General features: G+C 67.0%; 12 protein-coding genes. 5 read left to right on the forward strand and 7 right to left on the reverse strand.

The window, feature by feature from the left end:
- Positions 1 to 43: 43 nt before the first annotated feature.
- Complete coding sequence (locus tag QM741_RS14220; RefSeq protein ID WP_415208325.1) at positions 44 to 451, reverse strand: hypothetical protein; 408 nt, start codon at positions 449 to 451, stop codon at positions 44 to 46.
- Between the two features lie 273 nt (positions 452 to 724).
- On the opposite strand from QM741_RS14220, the gene QM741_RS14225 reads away from it, so the two are divergent.
- From QM741_RS14225 to QM741_RS14235, 3 genes are all read left to right on the forward strand, one after another.
- Positions 725 to 1,273, forward strand: a complete 549-nt coding sequence (locus tag QM741_RS14225; protein ID WP_415208326.1) for an ECF-type sigma factor — start codon at positions 725 to 727, stop codon at positions 1,271 to 1,273.
- 52 nt (positions 1,274 to 1,325) lie between these two features.
- A complete protein-coding gene (locus QM741_RS14230) occupies positions 1,326 to 4,163 on the forward strand; it encodes a protein kinase domain-containing protein (RefSeq protein ID WP_415208327.1) in 2,838 nt (945 codons plus the stop codon).
- Positions 4,164 to 4,269: 106 nt separating this feature from the next.
- Entirely contained in the window at positions 4,270 to 6,414 is a 2,145-nt protein-coding gene (locus tag QM741_RS14235; RefSeq protein WP_415208328.1) for a hypothetical protein, read from the forward strand.
- A 176-nt stretch (positions 6,415 to 6,590) separates the two neighbouring features.
- Here the strand turns inward: QM741_RS14235 and QM741_RS14240 are convergent, their stop codons facing one another.
- Together QM741_RS14240 and QM741_RS14245 are read right to left on the reverse strand one after the other, a co-directional pair.
- A complete protein-coding gene (locus QM741_RS14240; protein WP_415208329.1) occupies positions 6,591 to 7,274 on the reverse strand; it encodes a M15 family metallopeptidase in 684 nt (227 codons plus the stop codon).
- Between the two features lie 104 nt (positions 7,275 to 7,378).
- Positions 7,379 to 10,582 carry an Ig-like domain repeat protein gene (locus QM741_RS14245; RefSeq protein WP_415208330.1) on the reverse strand — a complete coding sequence of 1,068 codons (3,204 nt, stop codon included), beginning with the start codon at positions 10,580 to 10,582 and terminating at the stop codon, positions 7,379 to 7,381.
- A 287-nt stretch (positions 10,583 to 10,869) separates the two neighbouring features.
- On the opposite strand from QM741_RS14245, the gene QM741_RS14250 reads away from it, so the two are divergent.
- Positions 10,870 to 11,211 (forward strand): lipid-A-disaccharide synthase N-terminal domain-containing protein, encoded by a 342-nt coding sequence (locus QM741_RS14250; protein WP_415208331.1) that lies wholly within the window; start codon positions 10,870 to 10,872, stop codon positions 11,209 to 11,211.
- Positions 11,212 to 11,251: 40 nt separating this feature from the next.
- Here the strand turns inward: QM741_RS14250 and QM741_RS14255 are convergent, their stop codons facing one another.
- From QM741_RS14255 to QM741_RS14270, 4 genes are all read right to left on the reverse strand, one after another.
- Positions 11,252 to 12,973, reverse strand: a complete 1,722-nt coding sequence (locus QM741_RS14255; protein ID WP_415208332.1) for a hypothetical protein — start codon at positions 12,971 to 12,973, stop codon at positions 11,252 to 11,254.
- An 81-nt stretch (positions 12,974 to 13,054) separates the two neighbouring features.
- Complete coding sequence (metH, locus tag QM741_RS14260) at positions 13,055 to 15,871, reverse strand: methionine synthase (protein ID WP_415208333.1); 2,817 nt, start codon at positions 15,869 to 15,871, stop codon at positions 13,055 to 13,057.
- A gap of 112 nt (positions 15,872 to 15,983) precedes the next feature.
- Entirely contained in the window at positions 15,984 to 17,069 is a 1,086-nt protein-coding gene (locus QM741_RS14265; protein ID WP_415208334.1) for a homocysteine S-methyltransferase family protein, read from the reverse strand.
- A gap of 138 nt (positions 17,070 to 17,207) precedes the next feature.
- The gene (locus tag QM741_RS14270) at positions 17,208 to 18,131 is read right to left on the reverse strand and encodes an ArsR/SmtB family transcription factor (protein WP_415208335.1); all 924 of its coding nucleotides are present in this window, start codon (positions 18,129 to 18,131) and stop codon (positions 17,208 to 17,210) included.
- Between the two features lie 93 nt (positions 18,132 to 18,224).
- Between QM741_RS14270 and QM741_RS14275 the strand changes: the two genes are divergently transcribed.
- Positions 18,225 to 18,995: a hypothetical protein gene (locus tag QM741_RS14275; protein ID WP_415208336.1), complete on the forward strand. Its 771-nt coding sequence runs from the start codon at positions 18,225 to 18,227 to the stop codon at positions 18,993 to 18,995.
- Positions 18,996 to 19,000 lie beyond the last annotated feature (5 nt).

Consider the following 19,000-nt stretch of genomic DNA (forward strand, 5'->3'; position numbering starts at 1 on the left):
CCTTCGGGCACCTTCTCCCGGTGGAGGAAGGGAAGAAAAGCGTTCAGCGCTTCTTCTTTTTTGGCGCGGGCGGTGCTTTTGCGGACGCGGGCTTGGGCTTCGCCTTCGCGCCATCCGCCTTTGCGCTCTGCTCGAAGATGTTCGTGTAGAACAGCTCGGTCGCCTTGAGCGCCATCTCGATCGTCTGTTTTTGCGAGGCGTTGCTCGTGGCGATGGACTCGCGCATCAGCTCGAACAGTTCCGACCAGAGTTGGCGCAGACTCGCGATGTCCCTGACGTGGCTGGTCTGCGTCATCAGCCGCGTCATCGCGTCGACGTGGAACTGCACGGTCTTGATCGTCAGGTCGAAGGCCTGATCGCTGCCTTCGAGGCCGAGCTTGGCTGCCTGTTGCAGTCGATCGCTCGCTTCGCGGCCGAGGAAGTAGAGTTGGCCCGGATTGAATTGCAGCATTGCGTTTCTCCTGGTTGGCCCGTGCCTAGTCTTTATTACGACATGCCTCCATGGCAAGCCGCATCGCAGCGAACTGGCCGGCGACACGCTGTGGGCGAGCAGATGCAGGCGCTGGGACCACGGCAGCGGTTGCTCCATCCGTTGCGAAAGCAGGCGCGAGGCGTGCGGGCAGGCAATGCGAAACATCGGGTTTTTGGCGAGGCTACGCACGACCGGCCCGCACCGCTCTGCGATAATGCGCGCCAGCCCGCATCCCGCGGGCCGGAGTGCGCCATGATGTCGAAACCGGTCAACGCCGCCGATGCCGCCGTGTCGCCGCAGGGCGCGGACGCGCTGTTCGATGCGGTCTATTCGCAGCTTAAGGCGATGGCCAGCCGCCAACTCGGCCAGCGCCGCGCCGGCGCCACGCTGGACACCACGGCGCTGGTGCACGAGCTTTACCTGCGCATCGGCGGCAGGCGCGAGCTGCAATTCGACCACCCGGCGAAATTCTTCGCCTATGCGGCGCGTGCCATGCGGCATCTGCTCAGCGACTACGCGCGCGATCGCCTGCGCCTGCGCGCCGGCGGCGACTGGCTGCGCGTCACCGGCGGCGGCGAAAACGACGAACTCGTCATCGACAGCGCCGAGCGCTTCGTCGCGCTGGACAAGGCGTTGAACGAACTCGAACGCGCGCAGCCGCGTGCCGCGCGCGTCGTCGAGATGCGCTATTTCGACGGCTTGATGGTCGAGCAGATCGCCGAAGTGCTCGGATTGACGCGGCGCACCGTCGAGCGCGACTGGCGTTTCGCGCGCGCGTTCCTCAACGATTGGCTGGAATGAGCGAGCGCCTTTGCCATGTCGCAAGGCTCGCCAGTGCAGCGTTACCCATAGCATGCAACCTGCCGACGACCCGGACTTCGACTTGACCTCGCGTGCGGGCGACACGCTCAATCGCCTGCGCGACTGGTTCGACGCCGTCGCCGAGTTGCCGCCGGCCGAACGCGAGGCATGGCTGGTCGCTAACGTCGCGGACGAGGACGAACGCATCGCCGTGCGCCGCCTGCTGGCGGTCGATGCCAACGAGGGTTTCCTCGACATGCCGGTCGGCGAGCAGGCAGCGCGGCTGGCTTTTCCCGACGCGGCATCCGCGGCCCTCGTCAGTCGTCGGATCGGCGCGTTCCGTGTGGTGCGCCAGCTCGGCCAGGGCGGCATGGCCGCAGTGTTCCTCGGCGAGCGTGTCGATGCCGACTTCGCGCAGCAGGTCGCGATCAAGCTGCTGCGTCGCGGGCTGTTTTCCGAACTCGAGCAGCGCCTGTTCCAGCGTGAACGCCGCGTGCTCGCCAGCCTCGATCATCCGCGCATCGCGCGCTTGATTGACGGCGGCGTCACCGACGCCGGCATTCCCTATCTCGTCATGGAGTTCGTCGACGGCGTGCCAATCACCGAGCATGCGCAGCGCTGCGATCTCGACACGGGCCGGCGCATGCGCCTGTTCGTGGAAGTCTGCCGCGCTGTTGAAGGCGCGCATCGCATGTTGATCGTGCATCGCGACATCAAGCCTTCGAACATCCTCGTCACTGCCGACGGCGAACCCAAGCTGCTCGACTTCGGTATCGCCAAGCTGATCGAGGAAGATACTGAAGGCACCGCCGGCACGATGGGCATCTTCACTCCGGGCTATGCCGCGCCCGAACAGGTGCAAGGCGGCACGATCACGACAGCGACCGACGTCTATGCGCTGGGCGTGCTGCTGCACGAGATGTTGCTCGGCCGGCGTCCCGATGTGAACGCGGGCAGCGAACCCCGGCGTCCATCGTCGCTCTCCGGAGCGGGCAACGCGCTGCGCAGCCGCGATGCCGCGCCGCTGCAGCGACAGCTGCGCGGAGACCTCGACAACATCCTGTTGAAGGCACTGGAGCGCGAGCCATCGCACCGTTACGCCTCGGCTGGCGCCCTCGCCGACGACATCGAACGTCATCTCGACGGGCGCCCGGTCGTTGCCCATCCACCGACGCGCTGGTACCGCACGCGCAAGTTCATCCGCCGCCATCGCGGCGGCGTGAGCGTGACCGCGATCCTCGTCCCCGCGATGCTCGCCTCGCTCGCGCTCGCGCTGTGGCAGGCGCACGTCGCGCGCAACGAGGCGCGGCGCGCGAACACCGTGCGCGATTTCGTCATCGAGCTGTTCGACACGGCGCGTGCGCATCTGCCACGCGAGCAAAAGCCGACGCCGCAGGCGCTGGTCGAACAGGCGCAGCGCCGGATCGTCGAGGCGAATCTCGACGCCGCCACGCGCGCCGACGTGCTGCGCACGCTCGGCGAGGTCGATCTGTCACTGGACGAGTTCGCCAGCGCCGGCGCGCTGTTCGACGAAGCCGCGAGCGCCGCCGCGGCGGCAGGCGAGGCGCGTGGCGAACGTCTTGCACGCGTGCTGCATGCCGAAGCGCAGCAAAAGGCCGGGCGCAACGCCGAGGCGATCGCGGAAATCGACCGGCGCCTCGATTCGCTGCGCGCATCGGCGGATCCCGCGCTGCCGCGCGCACTCGACGTGCTCAGCGACGCGGAGCTTGCCACCGCCGCCCACGACAAGGCGATTGCGCATCGACGCGAAGCCGTGGACGCGGTGCGCCTGCTTTCGGGCGCCGACGGCATCGACTCGGTTGCGGCAAAGTTCGCGCTCGGCGGCGCGCTCGCAGGCGCGCAACGCTACACGGAGGCGATCGCCGAACTCAAACCGGCGATCGCGCGCTGGCAGGAACTCCACGGTGTCGAAGACGACCGCTACGTCGCCGCGACGGAAAGCCTCGCCGTCGCCGAGGACGGCGTCGGCGACCGGCCGGCCAGCGAGAAGGATTTTCGCGAACTTCTGGCGCTCAAGCGGCGCATCTACGAAGCGCCGCACGATGTGATCGCGAGAACGCTGCGCGATCTCGGCAGCGTGCTCGTGGGCAGCGAAAAGTATGCGGAGGCGCGCGCGCTGTTCGAGGAGGCGCTGGCAATGCAGAACACCCTCTACGGCGGCGACCACGCGGAAATCGCCGAGACGCGGGTGGAAATGGGTTACGCCGACGTGATGCAGCAGCGTTATGCGAGCGGCGATGAGCACTACCGTGCGGCGATAACGATCTGCGAACGCGGCGCATTCCGCACCGACGCCTGCCTGCGCGCGCGGCAGAATCTCGGCATGTCGTTGTATCGCCAGCAACGTTACGAAGATGCGCGCACGGCGCTGACGGGCGCGCTCGGGGCCTATCGCGACGTGTACGGCGCCGATCATCCGAGCTTTGCACGTCCGCTCGGGGCGCTCGCGAACGTCGAGACTCGCCTCAATCATCCCGAAGAAGCGCTGCGCCTGTGCGCCGAGGCGCTGGCGTTGCTCGAACGCGACAGCCGCGGCGCCTCGCGCGAAGCGGTGCTGATACGCAGCACGCGCGCCGAAGCGCTGTGGCGCGCGGGGCGCAAGGACGAGGCGCTGAGAGAATACGACACGTTGCTGTCGGCGTGGCAACGCATCGAACCCAGGGGCAAGAGCCGCACCATTTGGTGGCTCGCGCAGAAAGCGCAGGTACTCAGCGAACTGGGCCGCCCGAAAGACGCGCGCAAGACGGCAGAAGCCGCCATCGCCCTCGTGACCGATCCCGCCGAACTCGCGACGGCCACGAAAAAGCTGTTGCGCGAACAAAGCGGTCGCGCCGACCTCTATCCCGACGCGGCTACCCCACCGCGGTAGCCGCATGCGCCTCCGCGCGAACCGCAGCGGAGGCGATGTCGCAGAGCGGCGCAAGGCAGCGTTATCCGAAACTGAGCGTCTTGCTCGACTCGGAATGACAATCGCCATGCAACGTTGCCGCTTTCGTTTTCGCGATTCAACCTTCGCCGCGCTGCTGATCGTGGCGTTTTGCGCCACGCCGCCGGCCGCGGCGGCGATTCCTTCGAGCGAGCGCGCCGTGCTCGATGCGATCTACACGCAGACCGACGGCGCGCACTGGACCGACGACAGCGGCTGGGAAGGCGCGGCCGGCAGCGAATGCGGCTGGGCCGGCATCACCTGCGACGGCGCGGGCGACCACGTGACCGGAATCCAGCTGCAGCAGAACAACCTTGCGGGCACGCTGCCGGATTTGTCCGACCTGACCGCGCTGCAGAAACTGGTTTTGTATCAGAACAGCCTGAGCGGCGCGATTCCGGCGCTGACCGGCCTGTCGAACCTGACGGGGGCAAGTTTCGCGTTCAACCAGTTCACCGGCACGTTGCCGAACCTCGCCGGGCTCGCGCAACTCATCGTTTTCGACGCGGCGCAAAACCAGCTGAGCGGAATCATTCCGCCATTGTCGGGCAATGCCGCGCTGGTGACGTACAGCGTCGGCGGCAACCACCTGACCGGCTCGCTGCCCGACCTGTCGGGAGCGCCGCTGCTGACCTCGCTCCTGGTCGGAAACAACCAACTCGGCGGCACGCTGCCGAGCTTTGCGGCCCAGGCGCACCTCGAAGACTTGTTTCTGATGAGCAACCAATTCACCGGCCCGATTCCCGCCGACCTCGGCAGCAACCTTCACCTGACCTCCTTTCACGCCGACGGCAACCAGTTGAGCGGAACGATCCCCGATCTCTCCGCCACGTCGATCAACATCTTCACCGTCAACAGCAACCAGTTGAGCGGATCGTTGCCGGATATTTCCGCCTGGACCCAGTTGCAAGTCTTCGACGTCGGGGTCAACCAGTTGAGCGGCCCCCTCCCCTCGTTGAGCGGGCTGGCCGATCTGACCACGTTCATCGCCGGCGACAACCAGTTGAGCGGGCCCATTCCGTCGTTGAGCGGGCTTGCCCTTCTGAGCACCTTCATCATCACCCAGAATCAGTTGACCGGGCACATCCCGTCGTTGACCGGGCTCGCCAATCTGTCCGTCTTCTACGTCGACGACAATCGCTTGACCGGAAAGCTGCCGAGCCTTGCCGGTCTGAGCCAGTTGATCGACCTCGAAGTGGGCTACAACCAGTTGAGCGGCGATCTGCCGGCGGTGCCGAGCCCTGCCTCTGCCTCTTTTTTCGCCAGTCTGTGCCGGAACCTGTTCAACCTCGCCGCGAACGCCGACTGGGACGCGGCGACCGAAGACACGCCGTGGTTCGACGGTTGCAACAACGACATCGTGCTCTCCGGCACCGAGTTCGACGATCTCGACGGCAACGGCGTGCGCAACGGCGCCGAAGCCGGCGCCAATCCGATGCCCTACATCTACGCGGTCGACGAGGCCGGCTACATCGTGCAGTCGGGCCAGGTCGCAACCGACGGCACGTGGACGCTCGGGCCGCTGACGCAGGATCGCACGTACAAACTCGTACTGACCAACGTCGGGCTGTTCACGGGTAACGGCCCCGAAAACCCGCAGGCGATTCCGTTGCCCGGCTGGCACTACAGCGGCGAAGGCGACGCGGTCATCGACGGCATTCGCGTGATCACGACGGAGGACGAAACAGACACGCAAAGCGGCCTCGACTTCGGCGTGCAACTCGGCACCGCTATCCCGACCACGACCACGCTGACGGCCTCACCCAGCCCCGCCACGGCGAACCAGCCGGTGACGATGCACGTCGACGTCAGTCTGGGCCCGGTCGATCGTTTCCGCCGCGGCGGCGCGGTCGCGGCCGTTCCGACCGCCGTGCCCGTGCCGGACGGCAGCGCCATCGTCACCGACGGTACGGTCAGTTGCACCGCGATCATCAACGGCAGCGGCGATTGCACGCTGGTCTTCGCCACGCCCGGCCTCCGCACGCTGACGGCCTCGTTCAGCGACGGCACGAGCTTCCTGCCGTCGAGCGGCACCGCGCAACTGATGGTCGATACCGCCGGCGGCGACGGCACCACCACGGACGGAAGCACGGTGTCCGCGCCGGCCGCGGGCCGCGCCGCGCTGTTCACGCTTGCCGCGATGATCGCGTTCGCCGCGCTTCGCCGCGCGGCGCGCAGGAGAGCGCGGCGTTGAAGCCTGCTGCGCGGTAATCCGAATATGCCGTGATTCGCGCGAAAGCGGGGATGCCGGCTTCGGCCCGCAGGGGCGCAATTCATTGCGCCCGGCTCTTCGCGATTTGCGCAATCGGTTGCGTAGGGCGGGTCTTGACCCGCCGAATCTTCGGTCAGCCCATAGCCCGCAAGGTGGAATCAGCGCGTATCGGCAGGCAGGTTCGTCTGCGGATCGTCGTTTACCGCAAGTTGCGTGCGCGGCGACGCGTTTTCCACATCGTCGCCGTGCCAGCACCAGTGCCAGGGTTCGTACGCCAACGCATGCGGGTTGTCGCGTGGGTAGCTCATGCCGAAGCCGTAGGCTCCGGCATTCCTGGTCAGCCAAGCGAATGCGCGCGAGCGCTCGAATTCTTCTTCGACCGGTGCATAGCCCGACGTAGCGATGTCGATCGCGCGGCCGCTGTGGTGTTCGCTGTATCCCGGCGCCGCATTGACGCGCAGGATCGCATCGATCGGCTGCCCGCGCGCGAGCTTCGCGCGCACGATCGCCGCCTGCACTTCGACGCTGCGGAACGTCGACACCGCTCGCAATTCGACACCGTCGCGCGCGGCCGCCGCGCGCATGCGCGCCCACGCACGGGCCGCGGCCGGAATCAGGCGCTGCGCGTAGCCAAGTGCGTCGCGGCCACCGATGCCCGCGAGCTGCTGCGGCTCGCGCACGCTGGTCAAACCGCGCGCGCTCGCGTAGTCGCGCGGTATGCCGAAGCGGAACGCGGTTTCGACATTGGGGTGGGTCGCTGCCGGTTGCGAAGGCGGCGCTGCTGCAACGGGCAGCGCGCCCAATTGAAGCAAGATGGCGAAGACGAAGGGAAGTCGCGGCATGTATTCGGGCCTTCCGCGTCGCACTCGACGCAGTGGTCTGCAAATTGCGTCTGCGGGCCGCTGCGGATGGTTTCGCAATCCATCCGCAGCAGATTGCGTGTCGATCAGCGTCCGGCGATCGTCTTGCGCGCGCGCAGGGCAAACGCAGCGATCAGTGCCAGCAAAGCCCACCACGACAGCGCCGGCGCGGCCACGGCGGCGGCTGGCTGTGCCGCCGCGTTGACGACGAGATTGGTACTGGCGTTCGATGGCGCGTTTTGCGCGTCGCCCGAGTAGCTCGCCGTGACGGCATAGCTGCCCGGCGTCGTATAGCTCAGCGTGCAGCTGCCGGCGCCCGCGCCGTCGAGCGTCGCCGTGCATTGCTGGCCGCCGCCGCTGACGACAACCGTGCCGGTCACCGCCGCGGGCAAAGCGCTCGCCGGCGCGCGCAGGTTTGCGCCGGTCGGCGCGGAGCCGCCGGAAACGGCCAGCGTCGCGGTGACGGCCTGGTTCGTCGCGACCGGATTCGGCGCGAGGCTCAGCGTGGTCGTGGTCGGGGTCTGGGTCGGCGTCGGCTCGTTCACCAGCAGGAATGCTCCGCTCGCGGTGCTGGCGAGGAAGTCTGCGTCGCCGGAATACGTGGCCGTGATCGGCCGCGCGCCCGGCGCGGTCGGCGTGATCGAGCAGTTATCGTTGGCCGGCGTGGAGAAGCTGCAGCTGACCACGCCGTCGCCAATCGTGATCGTTCCGCTCGGCGTGCCGGCACCGGGCGCGGTGGCCGAGAGCGCGACCGTCACCGTGGCGGACTGGCCGAGCACGATGCTGCCCGGCGCAATGGCGGTCACGCCGACCGAGGTCGCTGCCTTGGCGACAGTCAATGTCGAGGACAGATTGAAGCTGCGCGAATTGAGCGCGTCGCCCGAAAAAAGCGCGGCGATGGAATGGTCGCCGACCGGCAACGTCGACGTCGTGCAGGTGGCGACGTATTCCCCCGGGGTCGCGCTGGGTGAAAGCGGCAGGTCGGTGCATGGGAATACGAACTGCGGCCAGCAGAAGAAATCCGGATCGGAATCGCCGTCCAGACAAACGGCTACCGTGCCCGTTGGCGCAAACGCGGCGCCTACGGTGACGGTGATGGCGAGGCTTTCGCCAAAGACGGCGGACGCGGGAGTGTCTATGCGCAAACCGGTGGTGCTCTGCGTGTAGGGCGAGGCGATTTTTCGGATGCGACGGTTTGCGCTGTCGGCGATGTACAAATTGCCGGCCGCGTCGAAGGCGATGTCGTGCGGGCTGCTCAGCAGCGCGTCGATGGCGTTGCCGCCGTCGCCGGAGAAACCGCCATTGCCGCCGGCGTTGCCGGCTACGCGGCTTATCGTGCCGTCCGCGGAAATCCTGCGCACCGAGTCGGCATACCAGTCGGCGATGTTCAACTCGCCGAGCGGATTGAACGCCAGTCCGCTCGGCAACAGCAGGCTCGCGCTCGCTGCCGCGCCGCCGTCGCCGGAGTATCCCAGCGCGCCGGTGCCGGCGATCGTGGTGATGTTGCCGTCCGCCGCCACCTTGCGGATGCGATGGTTGCTGGCGTCGGCGATGTAGAGATTGCCGGCGCGATCGATCGTGACGGCGGCAGGGTTGTTCAACTGCGCATCGATCGCCGGGCCGTTGTCGCCGGCAAACCCCTGCGTGCCGTTGCCGGCGACGGTGTCGATCGTGCCGTCGCTGCCGACCCTGCGGATGCGGCTGTTGGAACTGTCGACGATGTACACGTTGCCGGCGCTGTCGGCAGCGACGCCCGTCGGAAGAAAAAGACTTGCCGCGGTGGCCGCACCGCCGTCGCCGCTGAAGCCGAAAGAACCGTTGCCGGCGAACGTGTCGATCGTGCCGTCCGTGGCAACCTTGCGAATGCGGTTGCCGAGCTGTTCGGCGATGTAGAGATTGCCCGAGTCGTCGAATGCGATGCCGGTCGGGGAATTCAATTGCGCACTCGTCGCCGCGCCGCCGTCGCCGCTGAAACCTTGCGTGCCGTTGCCGGCGAACGTGCTGATCGTGCCGTCGGTGGCGACCTTGCGCACGCGATGGTTCTCGTTGTCCGAAACGTACACGTTGCCGGCCGCGTCGGCGGCGACGTGCAGATAGCTGCCGAGCTGCGCCGCGGTCGCCGCGCCGCCGTCGCCGCTCCAACCGGGCGAACCGTTGCCCATCACCGTGGCGATGGCGGCGTCGGCCGCGGCGATCTTGCGCACGCGGAAGTTGTTGTAGTCGGAGACGAACAGGTTGCCCGCGCCGTCGAGCGCCACCGACTGCGGCAGGTTCAACTGCGCCGACGCGGCAGGGCCGTCGTCGCCGCTGAAGTTCGGCATGCCGTTGCCCGCGATCGTGGCGATCTTGCCGTCCGCCGTGGTGATCTTGCGGATGCGATGGTTCTGCCAGTCGGCGACGTAGACGTTGTTGCCGGCGGCATCGACCGCGACCGCGTGCGGCAGGTTGAACGTGGCCGCCGTGGCCTGTCCGCCGTCGCCCGAAAAACCCTGGGCACCGGTGCCGGCGATCGTGGCGATCTTGCCGTCCGCCACCGTGATCTTGCGGATGCGGTGATTGTAGCGGTCGGCCACGTAGACGTTGCCGACGCCGTCGAGCGCGATACCGTACGGACTGTTGAGCTGCGCCGCCGTCGCCGCGCCGCCGTCGCCCGAATAACCGGCCGTGCCCGTGCCGGCGACCGTGCTGATCACGCCGGCGGAGATGCGGCGGATGCGATGGTTGACGGTGTCGGCGATGTACAGGTTGCCGCTGCCGTCGAACGCGAGACCCGAGGGATAGTTAAGCTGCGCCGCCGTCGCGGCCGCGCCGTCGCCGCCGAAGGCCGGCGCGCCGTTGCCCGCGATCGTGCTGATGATTCCCGCCGGCGTCACCTTGCGGATGCGCTGGTTGCTGCTGTCGGCGATGTACAGGTTGCCGCTGCCGTCGAGGGCGACGTGGTTCGGATAGTTCAACTGTGCGGACGTGGCCGCGCCGCCGTCGCCGCTGAATCCCGCGGTGCCGTTGCCGGCGACGACGCTGATCGCACCGCCGGGCGCGATCTTGCACACGGCGTGCGAGGTGAGCGCGGCGACGTAGAGATTGCCGGCCGCATCGACCGCGGCGCCGCCCGGCGCCACCGACACGGCCAGCGCGCTGGCGTTGTCGCAGACCGCGCCGCCGGCAACCGTCGTGATCGTCTGCGCCGATGCGGGCGCGATGCCGGCGAGCAGCATCGACAATGCGGCGAAGGCGGCGCGGATGCCGGGAATGTCGGGCCGCAGACGGCCGGGGGCAGGGCGCGGTTGCATGAAGCGTTCTACGTGTGATGTGCCGAATTCACGGGCGCGCAACCGCCGGATGCGAACGATCCCGCGGCGATGTTGCGGCCCTCAACAAGGAAAAGCGCAGTTCCTGCGAAAACGGCTCATGCGCCGTACGCGAGCCGAGCCATGCGACGCGCACGGCAGCGCGCGACGCGGGGCGGGCGGCCACGCATGGATGCCCCGGCGTGGCGTTGCGATGCGCGAGATCTTCAGGCGCCACGAACGGACGCTTGCTAAAATCCGCGCCCCTTCCTTGCCGCCCGGCCAGCCTCATGGACCAAGTCCTGTTTCACCTGCATGTCTTCCACCTGTTCAAGGTCGCCGTCACCGGCTGGAAGCTCGTCGGTTTCCTCGGCACGGTGCTGTTCACCGCGCGCTGGTTCGTGCAGTTCTACGCGACGAAGAAACTGAGGCGCGTCACCGTGCCGATGATGTTCTGGTATCTGTCGGTGACCGGCAGCGTGCTGACGCTGGCCTATTTCATCTGGGGCAAGAACGACTCGGTCGGCATCATCCAGACGGCGTTCCCGATGTTCGTGTCGGTCTACAACGTCTACGCGCACCTGCGCCACCGCGACCTGAGCACGGGCGAACACGAGGAGCCGCAGGGGTAGGGGCTCGATTCATCGAGCCCGGTTTGGGGTGCCGTTGTTCCTAATACGCCGAGGCCGTCAGGACGACGTCGGCGTCCTTCCATGCCTGCTTCAAACGCAATTCGACCGCGGCGGCGTCCTTCGCCTTGCGCTGCGCCTTGAGCGACTGCGCGAGGCCGTACAGCGCCCAGCCGTTTTCCGGGTGGCGCTGCAAGTCGTCGCGGTAGACCTGTTCGGCTTCCTTCGCCCTGCGCGCGCGCAGCAGCTCCGCGCCGAGCAGATGGCGCACCGGCACGAACCAGTCGGCCGGCTCGTCGTAGTCGAGCCGGTCCTCCTTGGCGACCGCATCGCGCAGCGCGACGATCGCGTCGCCGCGCCGGCCCTGCGCGGCCGCGATGCGCGCCGCGGCGATGGCCGCGGCGACGGCGACCAGGTCGCGCGCCTTGTTGAGCCCGGCCGGCGCATCCGCGGGCGTGGCCGCGGCGATCGCGTCGAGTTCGTTCTTCTCCGCGATCGCCGCATCGATGCGGCCCGTCGCGGCGAACGCCGCGCTGCGGGCGTAGCGGTACGCAGCCGACAGGCCGAGCAGTTTCGGGTCAGGCGTGGGCGCGGCGAGGATGTCCTGCCAGCGGCCGAAGCGTTCCATCACGAAAAACGGTTCGGCTGCGTACCAGTCGAGGCCGGTGCCCATGTGCAGCGATTCGTCGGTGAGCTGCGAGGTCATCTCGCGCATCGCCTGCAGGGCCGCGGCCGAGCGGCCGCGCATCGCTTCCGAGTAGCCGAGGAACTGGTAGTTGTGGGTGAAATACATGGCGCTGTAGTACATCCAGGCCGGCGGCCTGGCCTTGTCGACGTAGGCGGCATCGGCGCGCGCGCCATCGATGTTCGCCGCGCTGGCGTCGGCGTAGCGCCCGACGCGCTGGTAGATGTGCGCCGGCATGTGCACGATGTGGCCCGCGCCGGGCATGAGCGCGGCGAGGCGGTCGGCGGCGGCCAGGGCTTTTTCCGGTTGCGGCGAGGCCTCGACCGCGTGGATGTAGTAGTGGTTGGCGCCCGGATGCGTCGGGTTGCGCGCGAGCACGCCTTCCAGAGTCGCGACGATCTCGTCGGTGCCCGGCGCGGCCTTGCCGTCGTTGCTCCACAGCTTCCACGGATTGGCCGTCATCAGCGCCTCGGCGAAGAACACCTGCACGTCGTCGTCGGCCGGATACGTTCTCGCGACCTCGCGCATCGCGTTCGCGTAGGCGTCGTTGAACGGCTGCATCTTCTCGGCCGGTACCGGAGCCGGGCCCGAGTAGCGCTTGGCGAGCGCCGCGATCAGCGCCTGATCGGCGGGCGTCGCGTGCGCGGCGTGCTGTTGCGCAGACTCGACGGCACCCCACAGTGCCTGCCATCGCTGCTCCATCGCGGGCATGTTGTAGTTCGGCCCCAGCGCTTCGGCCGCGCCCCAGTAGCACATCGCGCAGGCGGGATCGAGTTCGACGGCCTTGGCGAACGCGCGCACGGCTTCGTCGTGATTGAAGCCGTAGATCAGGTTCAGGCCCTGGTCGAACCAGGCCTGCGCTTCGGGCGAGGCCGTCGTGATCCTGCGCGAGTAGGCGCCGAGTCCATCGAGGCGCTGCGCTCCTTCAGCCCACTGCGCGAGCGTTGATGCAGGTGCGGCGGTGCCGACGTGTTCCGCGTGGTCGGCATGTGCATCAGACTTCGGAGGCGGAGCGGATGCACACGCAGACAACGCACATGCGGCGAGTATCGCGACGAGGCGACGGTGGATCGGCTTCATGACTTCTCCCCAAGTCGTGGTCGATTCACCGAGCTTACACTTTTCCGCGCAGGCGGAGAATCGCGTGCGAAGGAACGACGGCTACTCGGGATCGTAATCGAGGTTCGGCGCGAGCCAGCGTTCGGCCTCGGCCAGCGTCCAGCCCTTGCGCTTCGCGTAGTCTTCGACCTGCTCCTTGGTGACGCGGCCGACGACGAAGTACTGGCTGTCGGGGTGGCTGAAATACCAGCCGGACACGGCGGCGGTCGGATACATCGCGAAGCTTTCGGTCAACTCGATGCCGGTGTTGCGCGTGGCGTCGAGCAGGGCGAACAGCGTGCCCTTCTCGGTGTGGTCGGGGCAGGCCGGATAGCCCGGAGCGGGGCGGATGCCGCGATATTTCTCGCCGATCAGTTCGTCGTTGCCCAGCGCCTCGTCGGCGGCGTAGCCCCAGAACTCCTTGCGCACGCGTTCGTGCAGGCGCTCGGCGAAGGCTTCGGCGAGGCGGTCCGCCAAGGCCTTGAGCAGGATCGAGGAATAGTCGTCGAACGACTTGCCGAACTCCTCGAGCTTTTCCTCGATGCCGATGCCGGCGGTGACGGCGAAGCCGCCGATCCAGTCCTGCTTGCCCGAGTCCTTCGGCGCGACGAAATCGGCGAGGCAGAAGTCGGGACGACCGGGCGGCTTGTCGGCCTGCTGGCGCAGGAAATGCAGCGTCGCTTTTCCTTCTCCCTGCGGGAGAAGGTGGCGCGAAGCGCCGGATGAGGGAAGAGCCTTGCCTGAAACAAGGGCATTGGAATCCTGCAACGCTTCTCCCTCATCCGCCCTGCGGGCACCTTCTCCCGGTGGGAGAAGGGAAAGCTCGACGTCGTCCCCGACGCGCGTCGCCGGCCAGAAGCCGATCACGGCGCTGGCCTTGAGCCACTTCTCGTCGACGATCTTTTTCAGCATCTTCTGCGCGTCGTCGAACAGTTCGCGCGCCTGCTTGCCGACGACGGCGTCGTCGAGGATCTGCGGGTAGTGGCCGGCGAGTTCCCAGGTGTTGAAGAATGGCGACCAGTCGATGCGTTCGACCAGTTCGGCGAGCGGGTAATCCTCGAACACGGTGATGCCAGGCTTGTTCGGAGCGGGCGGCGTGTACTTGTTCCAGCCGCCGTCGAACGCCTGGCCGCGCGCATGCTCGAGCGAGACGAGGCGCTTGGCCGGCCCGCGGTCCTTGTGGCGCTCGCGGATGTCGGCATATTCGGCGCGGATCTTCGCCATGAAATCGTCGACGAGATCCTTCGAGATCAGCGACTGCGCGACGCCGACCGCGCGCGAGGCGTCTTTCACCCAGACGGTCGGCGACTTGTAGTGCGGCTCGATCTTCAACGCCGTGTGCGCGCGCGAGGTCGTCGCGCCGCCGATTAGCAGCGGCACGCGGAAATCCTGGCGCTGCATTTCGCGGGCGACGTGGCTCATCTCCTCGAGCGAGGGCGTGATGAGTCCCGACAGGCCGATCATGTCGGCGTTCTCGGCGCGGGCCGCGTCGAGGATCTTCTGCGCCGGCACCATCACGCCGAGGTCGACCACGTCGAAGTTGTTGCAGCGGAGCACGACGCCGACGATGTTCTTGCCGATGTCGTGCACGTCGCCCTTGACCGTCGCCATGATGATCTTGCCGTTCGACTTGCCCGCATCGCCCGTGCGCGCCTTCTCGGCCTCGATGAACGGCAGCAGCCAGGCGACGGCTTTCTTCATCACGCGCGCCGACTTCACGACTTGCGGCAGGAACATCTTGCCCGCGCCGAACAGGTCGCCGACCACGTTCATGCCGTCCATCAGCGGCCCTTCGATCACGTCGAGCGGGCGCGTGGACTGCAGGCGCGCTTCCTCGGTGTCGACCTCGACGAACTCGTCGATGCCGTGCACGAGCGCGTGCGACAGGCGCTCGCGCACGTTCTTCTCGCGCCAGGCCAGTTTCTCCTTGTTGCCGCCGGCTTGTTCGCCTTTGCCTTTTTTATACTTTTCCGCGATTTCCAGAAGGCGCTCGGTCGCGTCCTCGCGGCGGTTGAGCACGACGTCCTCGACGCGCTCGCGCAGCTCGGGATCGAGATCGTCGTAGATCGGCAGCGCGCCGGCGTTGACGATGCCCATGTCCATGCCGGCCTTGATCGCGTGGTAGAGGAACACGCTGTGGATCGCGCCGCGCACGGTCTCGTTGCCGCGGAACGAGAACGACACGTTCGAGACGCCGCCGGAGACGTGGCAGTGCGGCAGCGTCGCCTTGATCTCGCGCGTCGCCTTGATGAAGTCGACCGCGTAGTTGTTGTGTTCCTCGATGCCGGTCGCGATCGCGAAGATGTTCGGATCGAAGATGATGTCCTCGGGCGGGAAGCCGACCTGTTCGGTCAGAATCTTGTAGGCGCGAGTGCAGATTTCCACTTTGCGCTGTTTCGTGTCGGCCTGGCCGGTCTCGTCGAATGCCATGACGACGACGGCGGCGCCGTAGGCGAGCACCTTGCGCGCGTGCTCGAGGAAGATCTCCTCGCCTTCCTTGAGCGAGATCGAGTTGACCACACCCTTGCCCTGCAGGCAGCGCAGGCCGGACTCGATCACGGTCCATTTCGACGAGTCGACCATGACCGGCACGCGCGCGATGTCGGGCTCGGCGGCGATCAGGTTGAGGAACTTCTCCATCGCATTCTCGGAATCGATCAGGCCCTCGTCCATGTTGACGTCGATGATCTGCGCGCCGTTCTCGACCTGCTGGCGCGCGACCTCGACCGCCTCGTCGTAGCGGTCTTCCTTGATCAGCTTCTTGAACGCGGCCGAGCCGGTGACGTTGGTGCGTTCGCCGACGTTGACGAACAAAAGGTCCGGCGTGATGACGAACGGTTCGAGGCCGGAAAGGCGGGTGTGGCGGGGCAGTGTGGTCATCTTCTTTTCTTTGCCGTCATTCCCGCGAAAGCGGGAATCCAGTGCCTCTTGCTCTTGAAATACGGTTTGAAAATCAAAGTCGCTGGACTCCCGCTTTCGCGGGAATGACGAGCTAAGCGGCCTTCTCGTCGATGACGGGCAGCGCCCGCGGTGGCACGCCGCGCACTGCTTCGGCGATCGCGCGGATGTGCGCGGGGCTCGTGCCGCAGCAGCCGCCGACGAGATTGACGAGGCCGCTCCTGGCGAATTCGCCGATGACTTCGGCCATCGTTTCGGGCAACTCGTCGTAACCGCCGAACGCGTTCGGCAGGCCCGCGTTCGGATGCGTGGAAATATGGCACTCCGCGACGTTCGACAACGCCTCGACGTACTGGCGCAGTTCGCTCGCGCCGAGCGCGCAGTTGAGGCCGATCGACAGCGGCTGCGCATGGCGCAGCGAGTAGTAGAACGCTTCGGCCGTCTGCCCGCTCAAGGTACGGCCGGACATGTCGGTGATCGTGCCGGAAATCATGATCGGCACGCGCGCGCCGCGGCGCTCGAATTCGCGGCCGATCGCGTACAGCGCGGCCTTGGCGTTGAGCGTGTCGAAGATCGTCTCGACCATGATCACGTCGGCGCCGCCGTCGAGCAGCCCGCGCGTCGCTTCGCGATAGGCGGTATCGAGTTCCTCGAACGTCACGTTGCGGAAACCCGGGTCGTTGACGTCGGGGGATATCGAGGCGGTGCGGCTGGTCGGGCCGAGCACGCCGATGACGAAGCGTGGTTTGTCGGGAGTCCTGGCCTCGGCGGCGTCGCAACACTCGCGCGCGATGCGGGCACCTTCGCGGTTGAGTTCGTAGGCGAGATGTTCGAGATGATAGTCGGTCTGGCTGATCGTGGTCGCATTGAACGTGTTCGTTTCGATCAGGTCGGCGCCGGCGTCGAGATAGGCCGTATGCACGGCCTGGATGATCTGCGGCTGGGTCAGCGAAAGCAGGTCGTTGTTGCCCTTGAGGTCGCAGCCGGGGCCGTGGTGCTCGTGCTGCGCGTGCGCGTCGCGCCCTTCCGCGAAACGCTGGCCGCGGTACTCCGGCTCGTCGAGGTCATAGCTCTGGATCATCGTACCCATCGCGCCGTCGATGACGAGGATGCGCTGCGCCAGCGCATCGAGCAGAAGCTGCGTGCGTGCGGGATCGAGCCAGGGCAGGTTGTTGTTCATTTCACGACTCCCAAACAGCTTTCCAACGAAGTCGTCGTTCCCGCGAAGGCGGGAATCCAGTTCTTGCTTTCGGTGCTGTGCGCGTGCAAGAACCAGATTCCGGGCTCCGCCTGCGGCGGCCCCGGAATGACGAGAAAGTCACTTCTGTGCAAGCAAGCCCAGCACCTCGAAATGCGGCGGCCGGCGCTCGCGCGTGAGGCGCGCGCAATTCAGCACGTTCAGGCCGGCCTTGCGCGCGAAGTCGCGCAGCTCGGCGTCCTTGAAGCCGAGATTGCGATGGTCGAACGGCGCGACCGCGGTGCGGTGCGCGTGCCTCGCCAGCGTGGTCACGAGCAGGCGGCCGCCGGGCTTGAGCACGCGCGCGGCTTCGGCGATCGCCTGCGCCGGCGCGTCGCTGTAGGTGAGCGCATGCATGGACAGCACGAGATCGAAGCGCCGCGCACCGAGGGCCAGCGCGTGCATGTCGCCGAGTTCGACTTCGACGTTGGCGAACGCCTTGAGCCGCGCACGCGCCGCGTTGACCACGCGCTCGCCCGAATCGACGCAGACGATACTGCGCGCGTGCGGCGCGAGCAGTTCGGCCAGCGCGCCGTCGCCCGAGGCGATGTCGAGCACGTCGCCGCAGTCGATCAGTCCGGCGAGCGCGCGCGCGAGCGCTTCCCAGGTGCGGCCGGGCGAGTAGTGGCGCTCCATGTCGCCGGCGACCGAATCCGCCCAGCCGGCATCGCGCGCGCGTTCGGCCAGCACCCTGGGCAGGCGCTGCGCGTCGCTCTTGAGCAACGCGTCGTCGATGGTCTCGCGCAGCGCGTGCAGGAATGCCGAGGATTTCGCGTCCAGCTCGGAATTGAAGCGATAATAGGCCGACACGCCGGCGCGGCGGTCGCGCACGAGGTCGGCCTCTTTCAGCTTGGCCAGATGCGTGGACACGCGCGGCTGGGCGAGGCGCAGGACGTCGGAAAGCTCCGCCACGGTCAGCTCCTCGCGTTCGAGCAGCGCCAGCAGCCGCACCCGGGTCGGGTCGGAGAGCAGGCGCAGCAGCGCGGAGGTCGCGACGAGATCCATTTATCCCTTCATCTTGATTGAAAGATATATATGTAGGGTAAGCTTCTATCTCGCCGGAGTCAACGTATGGAAGGACAAAGAGACAACACCAACATGAAGCTGCTGTTCCTTGCACTTTTGACCTTGGCCGCGAGCGTATCGACGCGTGCCGTGGAAAATTCCGCGCTCGGCAAATTCTGGACGGAAGACGCTCTGCGCGTGCCGTATCGCGCCATCGTCACGTCGGGCCGCGAGAACGACGAGCCGCTGCCGCTTGTGATCTTCCTGCACGGCGATTGGCAGGACGGCACCGACAACGAATCGCAGCTCGGCGGCTACGGCAACGGCTCGATGCAGCTGATCGATCAGGCGATCGCGGCGGGTGTGCCGTTCGTCTACATTGCGCCCGAGACGACCGATGCGTATTGGCCGCCGGCGCGCATCGCATCCGTCGTGCGCGACGCGTTCGCGCGTTTTCCGATCGACCGGCGCCGCGTCATTCTTACCGGCATCTCCGACGGCGCGACAGGCGTGTGGGACGCGCTCAAGACCTGGCCTGCCTGCTTCGCCGCGGGCGTACCGATGTCGGGCATGACGGAGCTTTCCGGACTTGCGCCCATCGTCAACGTGCCGCAATGGATCTTCCACGGCGGCAAGGACAACGACACCGACATCGAAACCGGCTACGGCGGCGCGATGGTCGGCTCGCGCGCCGTCGTGCGCGCGCTGCGCGCGATGGGCGGCGAGCCGCGCTACACGGAATACCCCGGGGAGATGCACGTGATCTGGCATCGTGCCTACGCGACGCCCGGTCTGTTCGGGTGGATGCTCGGCCAGCGGCTACGCGGCAGGCCGTGCGATTTTTCCGATTACGCAAAGCGTTAAAATCG

It is taken from the genome of Rudaea sp. (assembly GCF_047601565.1).
Taxonomy (GTDB): domain Bacteria; phylum Pseudomonadota; class Gammaproteobacteria; order Xanthomonadales; family Rhodanobacteraceae; genus Rudaea.

Bases quoted from the DNA above. Each gene is read 5' to 3' on its own strand.
- QM741_RS14220 (WP_415208325.1), bottom strand. From the start codon at position 451: ATGCTGCAATTCAATCCGGGCCAACTCTACTTCCTCGGCCGCGAAGCG.
- QM741_RS14225 (WP_415208326.1), top strand. From the start codon at position 725: ATGATGTCGAAACCGGTCAACGCCGCCGATGCCGCCGTGTCGCCGCAG.
- QM741_RS14230 (WP_415208327.1), top strand. From the start codon at position 1,326: ATGCAACCTGCCGACGACCCGGACTTCGACTTGACCTCGCGTGCGGGC.
- QM741_RS14235 (WP_415208328.1), top strand. From the start codon at position 4,270: ATGCAACGTTGCCGCTTTCGTTTTCGCGATTCAACCTTCGCCGCGCTG.
- QM741_RS14240 (WP_415208329.1), bottom strand. From the start codon at position 7,274: ATGCCGCGACTTCCCTTCGTCTTCGCCATCTTGCTTCAATTGGGCGCG.
- QM741_RS14245 (WP_415208330.1), bottom strand. From the start codon at position 10,582: ATGCAACCGCGCCCTGCCCCCGGCCGTCTGCGGCCCGACATTCCCGGC.
- QM741_RS14250 (WP_415208331.1), top strand. From the start codon at position 10,870: ATGGACCAAGTCCTGTTTCACCTGCATGTCTTCCACCTGTTCAAGGTC.
- QM741_RS14255 (WP_415208332.1), bottom strand. From the start codon at position 12,973: ATGAAGCCGATCCACCGTCGCCTCGTCGCGATACTCGCCGCATGTGCG.
- metH (WP_415208333.1), bottom strand. From the start codon at position 15,871: ATGACCACACTGCCCCGCCACACCCGCCTTTCCGGCCTCGAACCGTTC.
- QM741_RS14265 (WP_415208334.1), bottom strand. From the start codon at position 17,069: ATGAACAACAACCTGCCCTGGCTCGATCCCGCACGCACGCAGCTTCTG.
- QM741_RS14270 (WP_415208335.1), bottom strand. From the start codon at position 18,131: ATGGATCTCGTCGCGACCTCCGCGCTGCTGCGCCTGCTCTCCGACCCG.
- QM741_RS14275 (WP_415208336.1), top strand. From the start codon at position 18,225: ATGAAGCTGCTGTTCCTTGCACTTTTGACCTTGGCCGCGAGCGTATCG.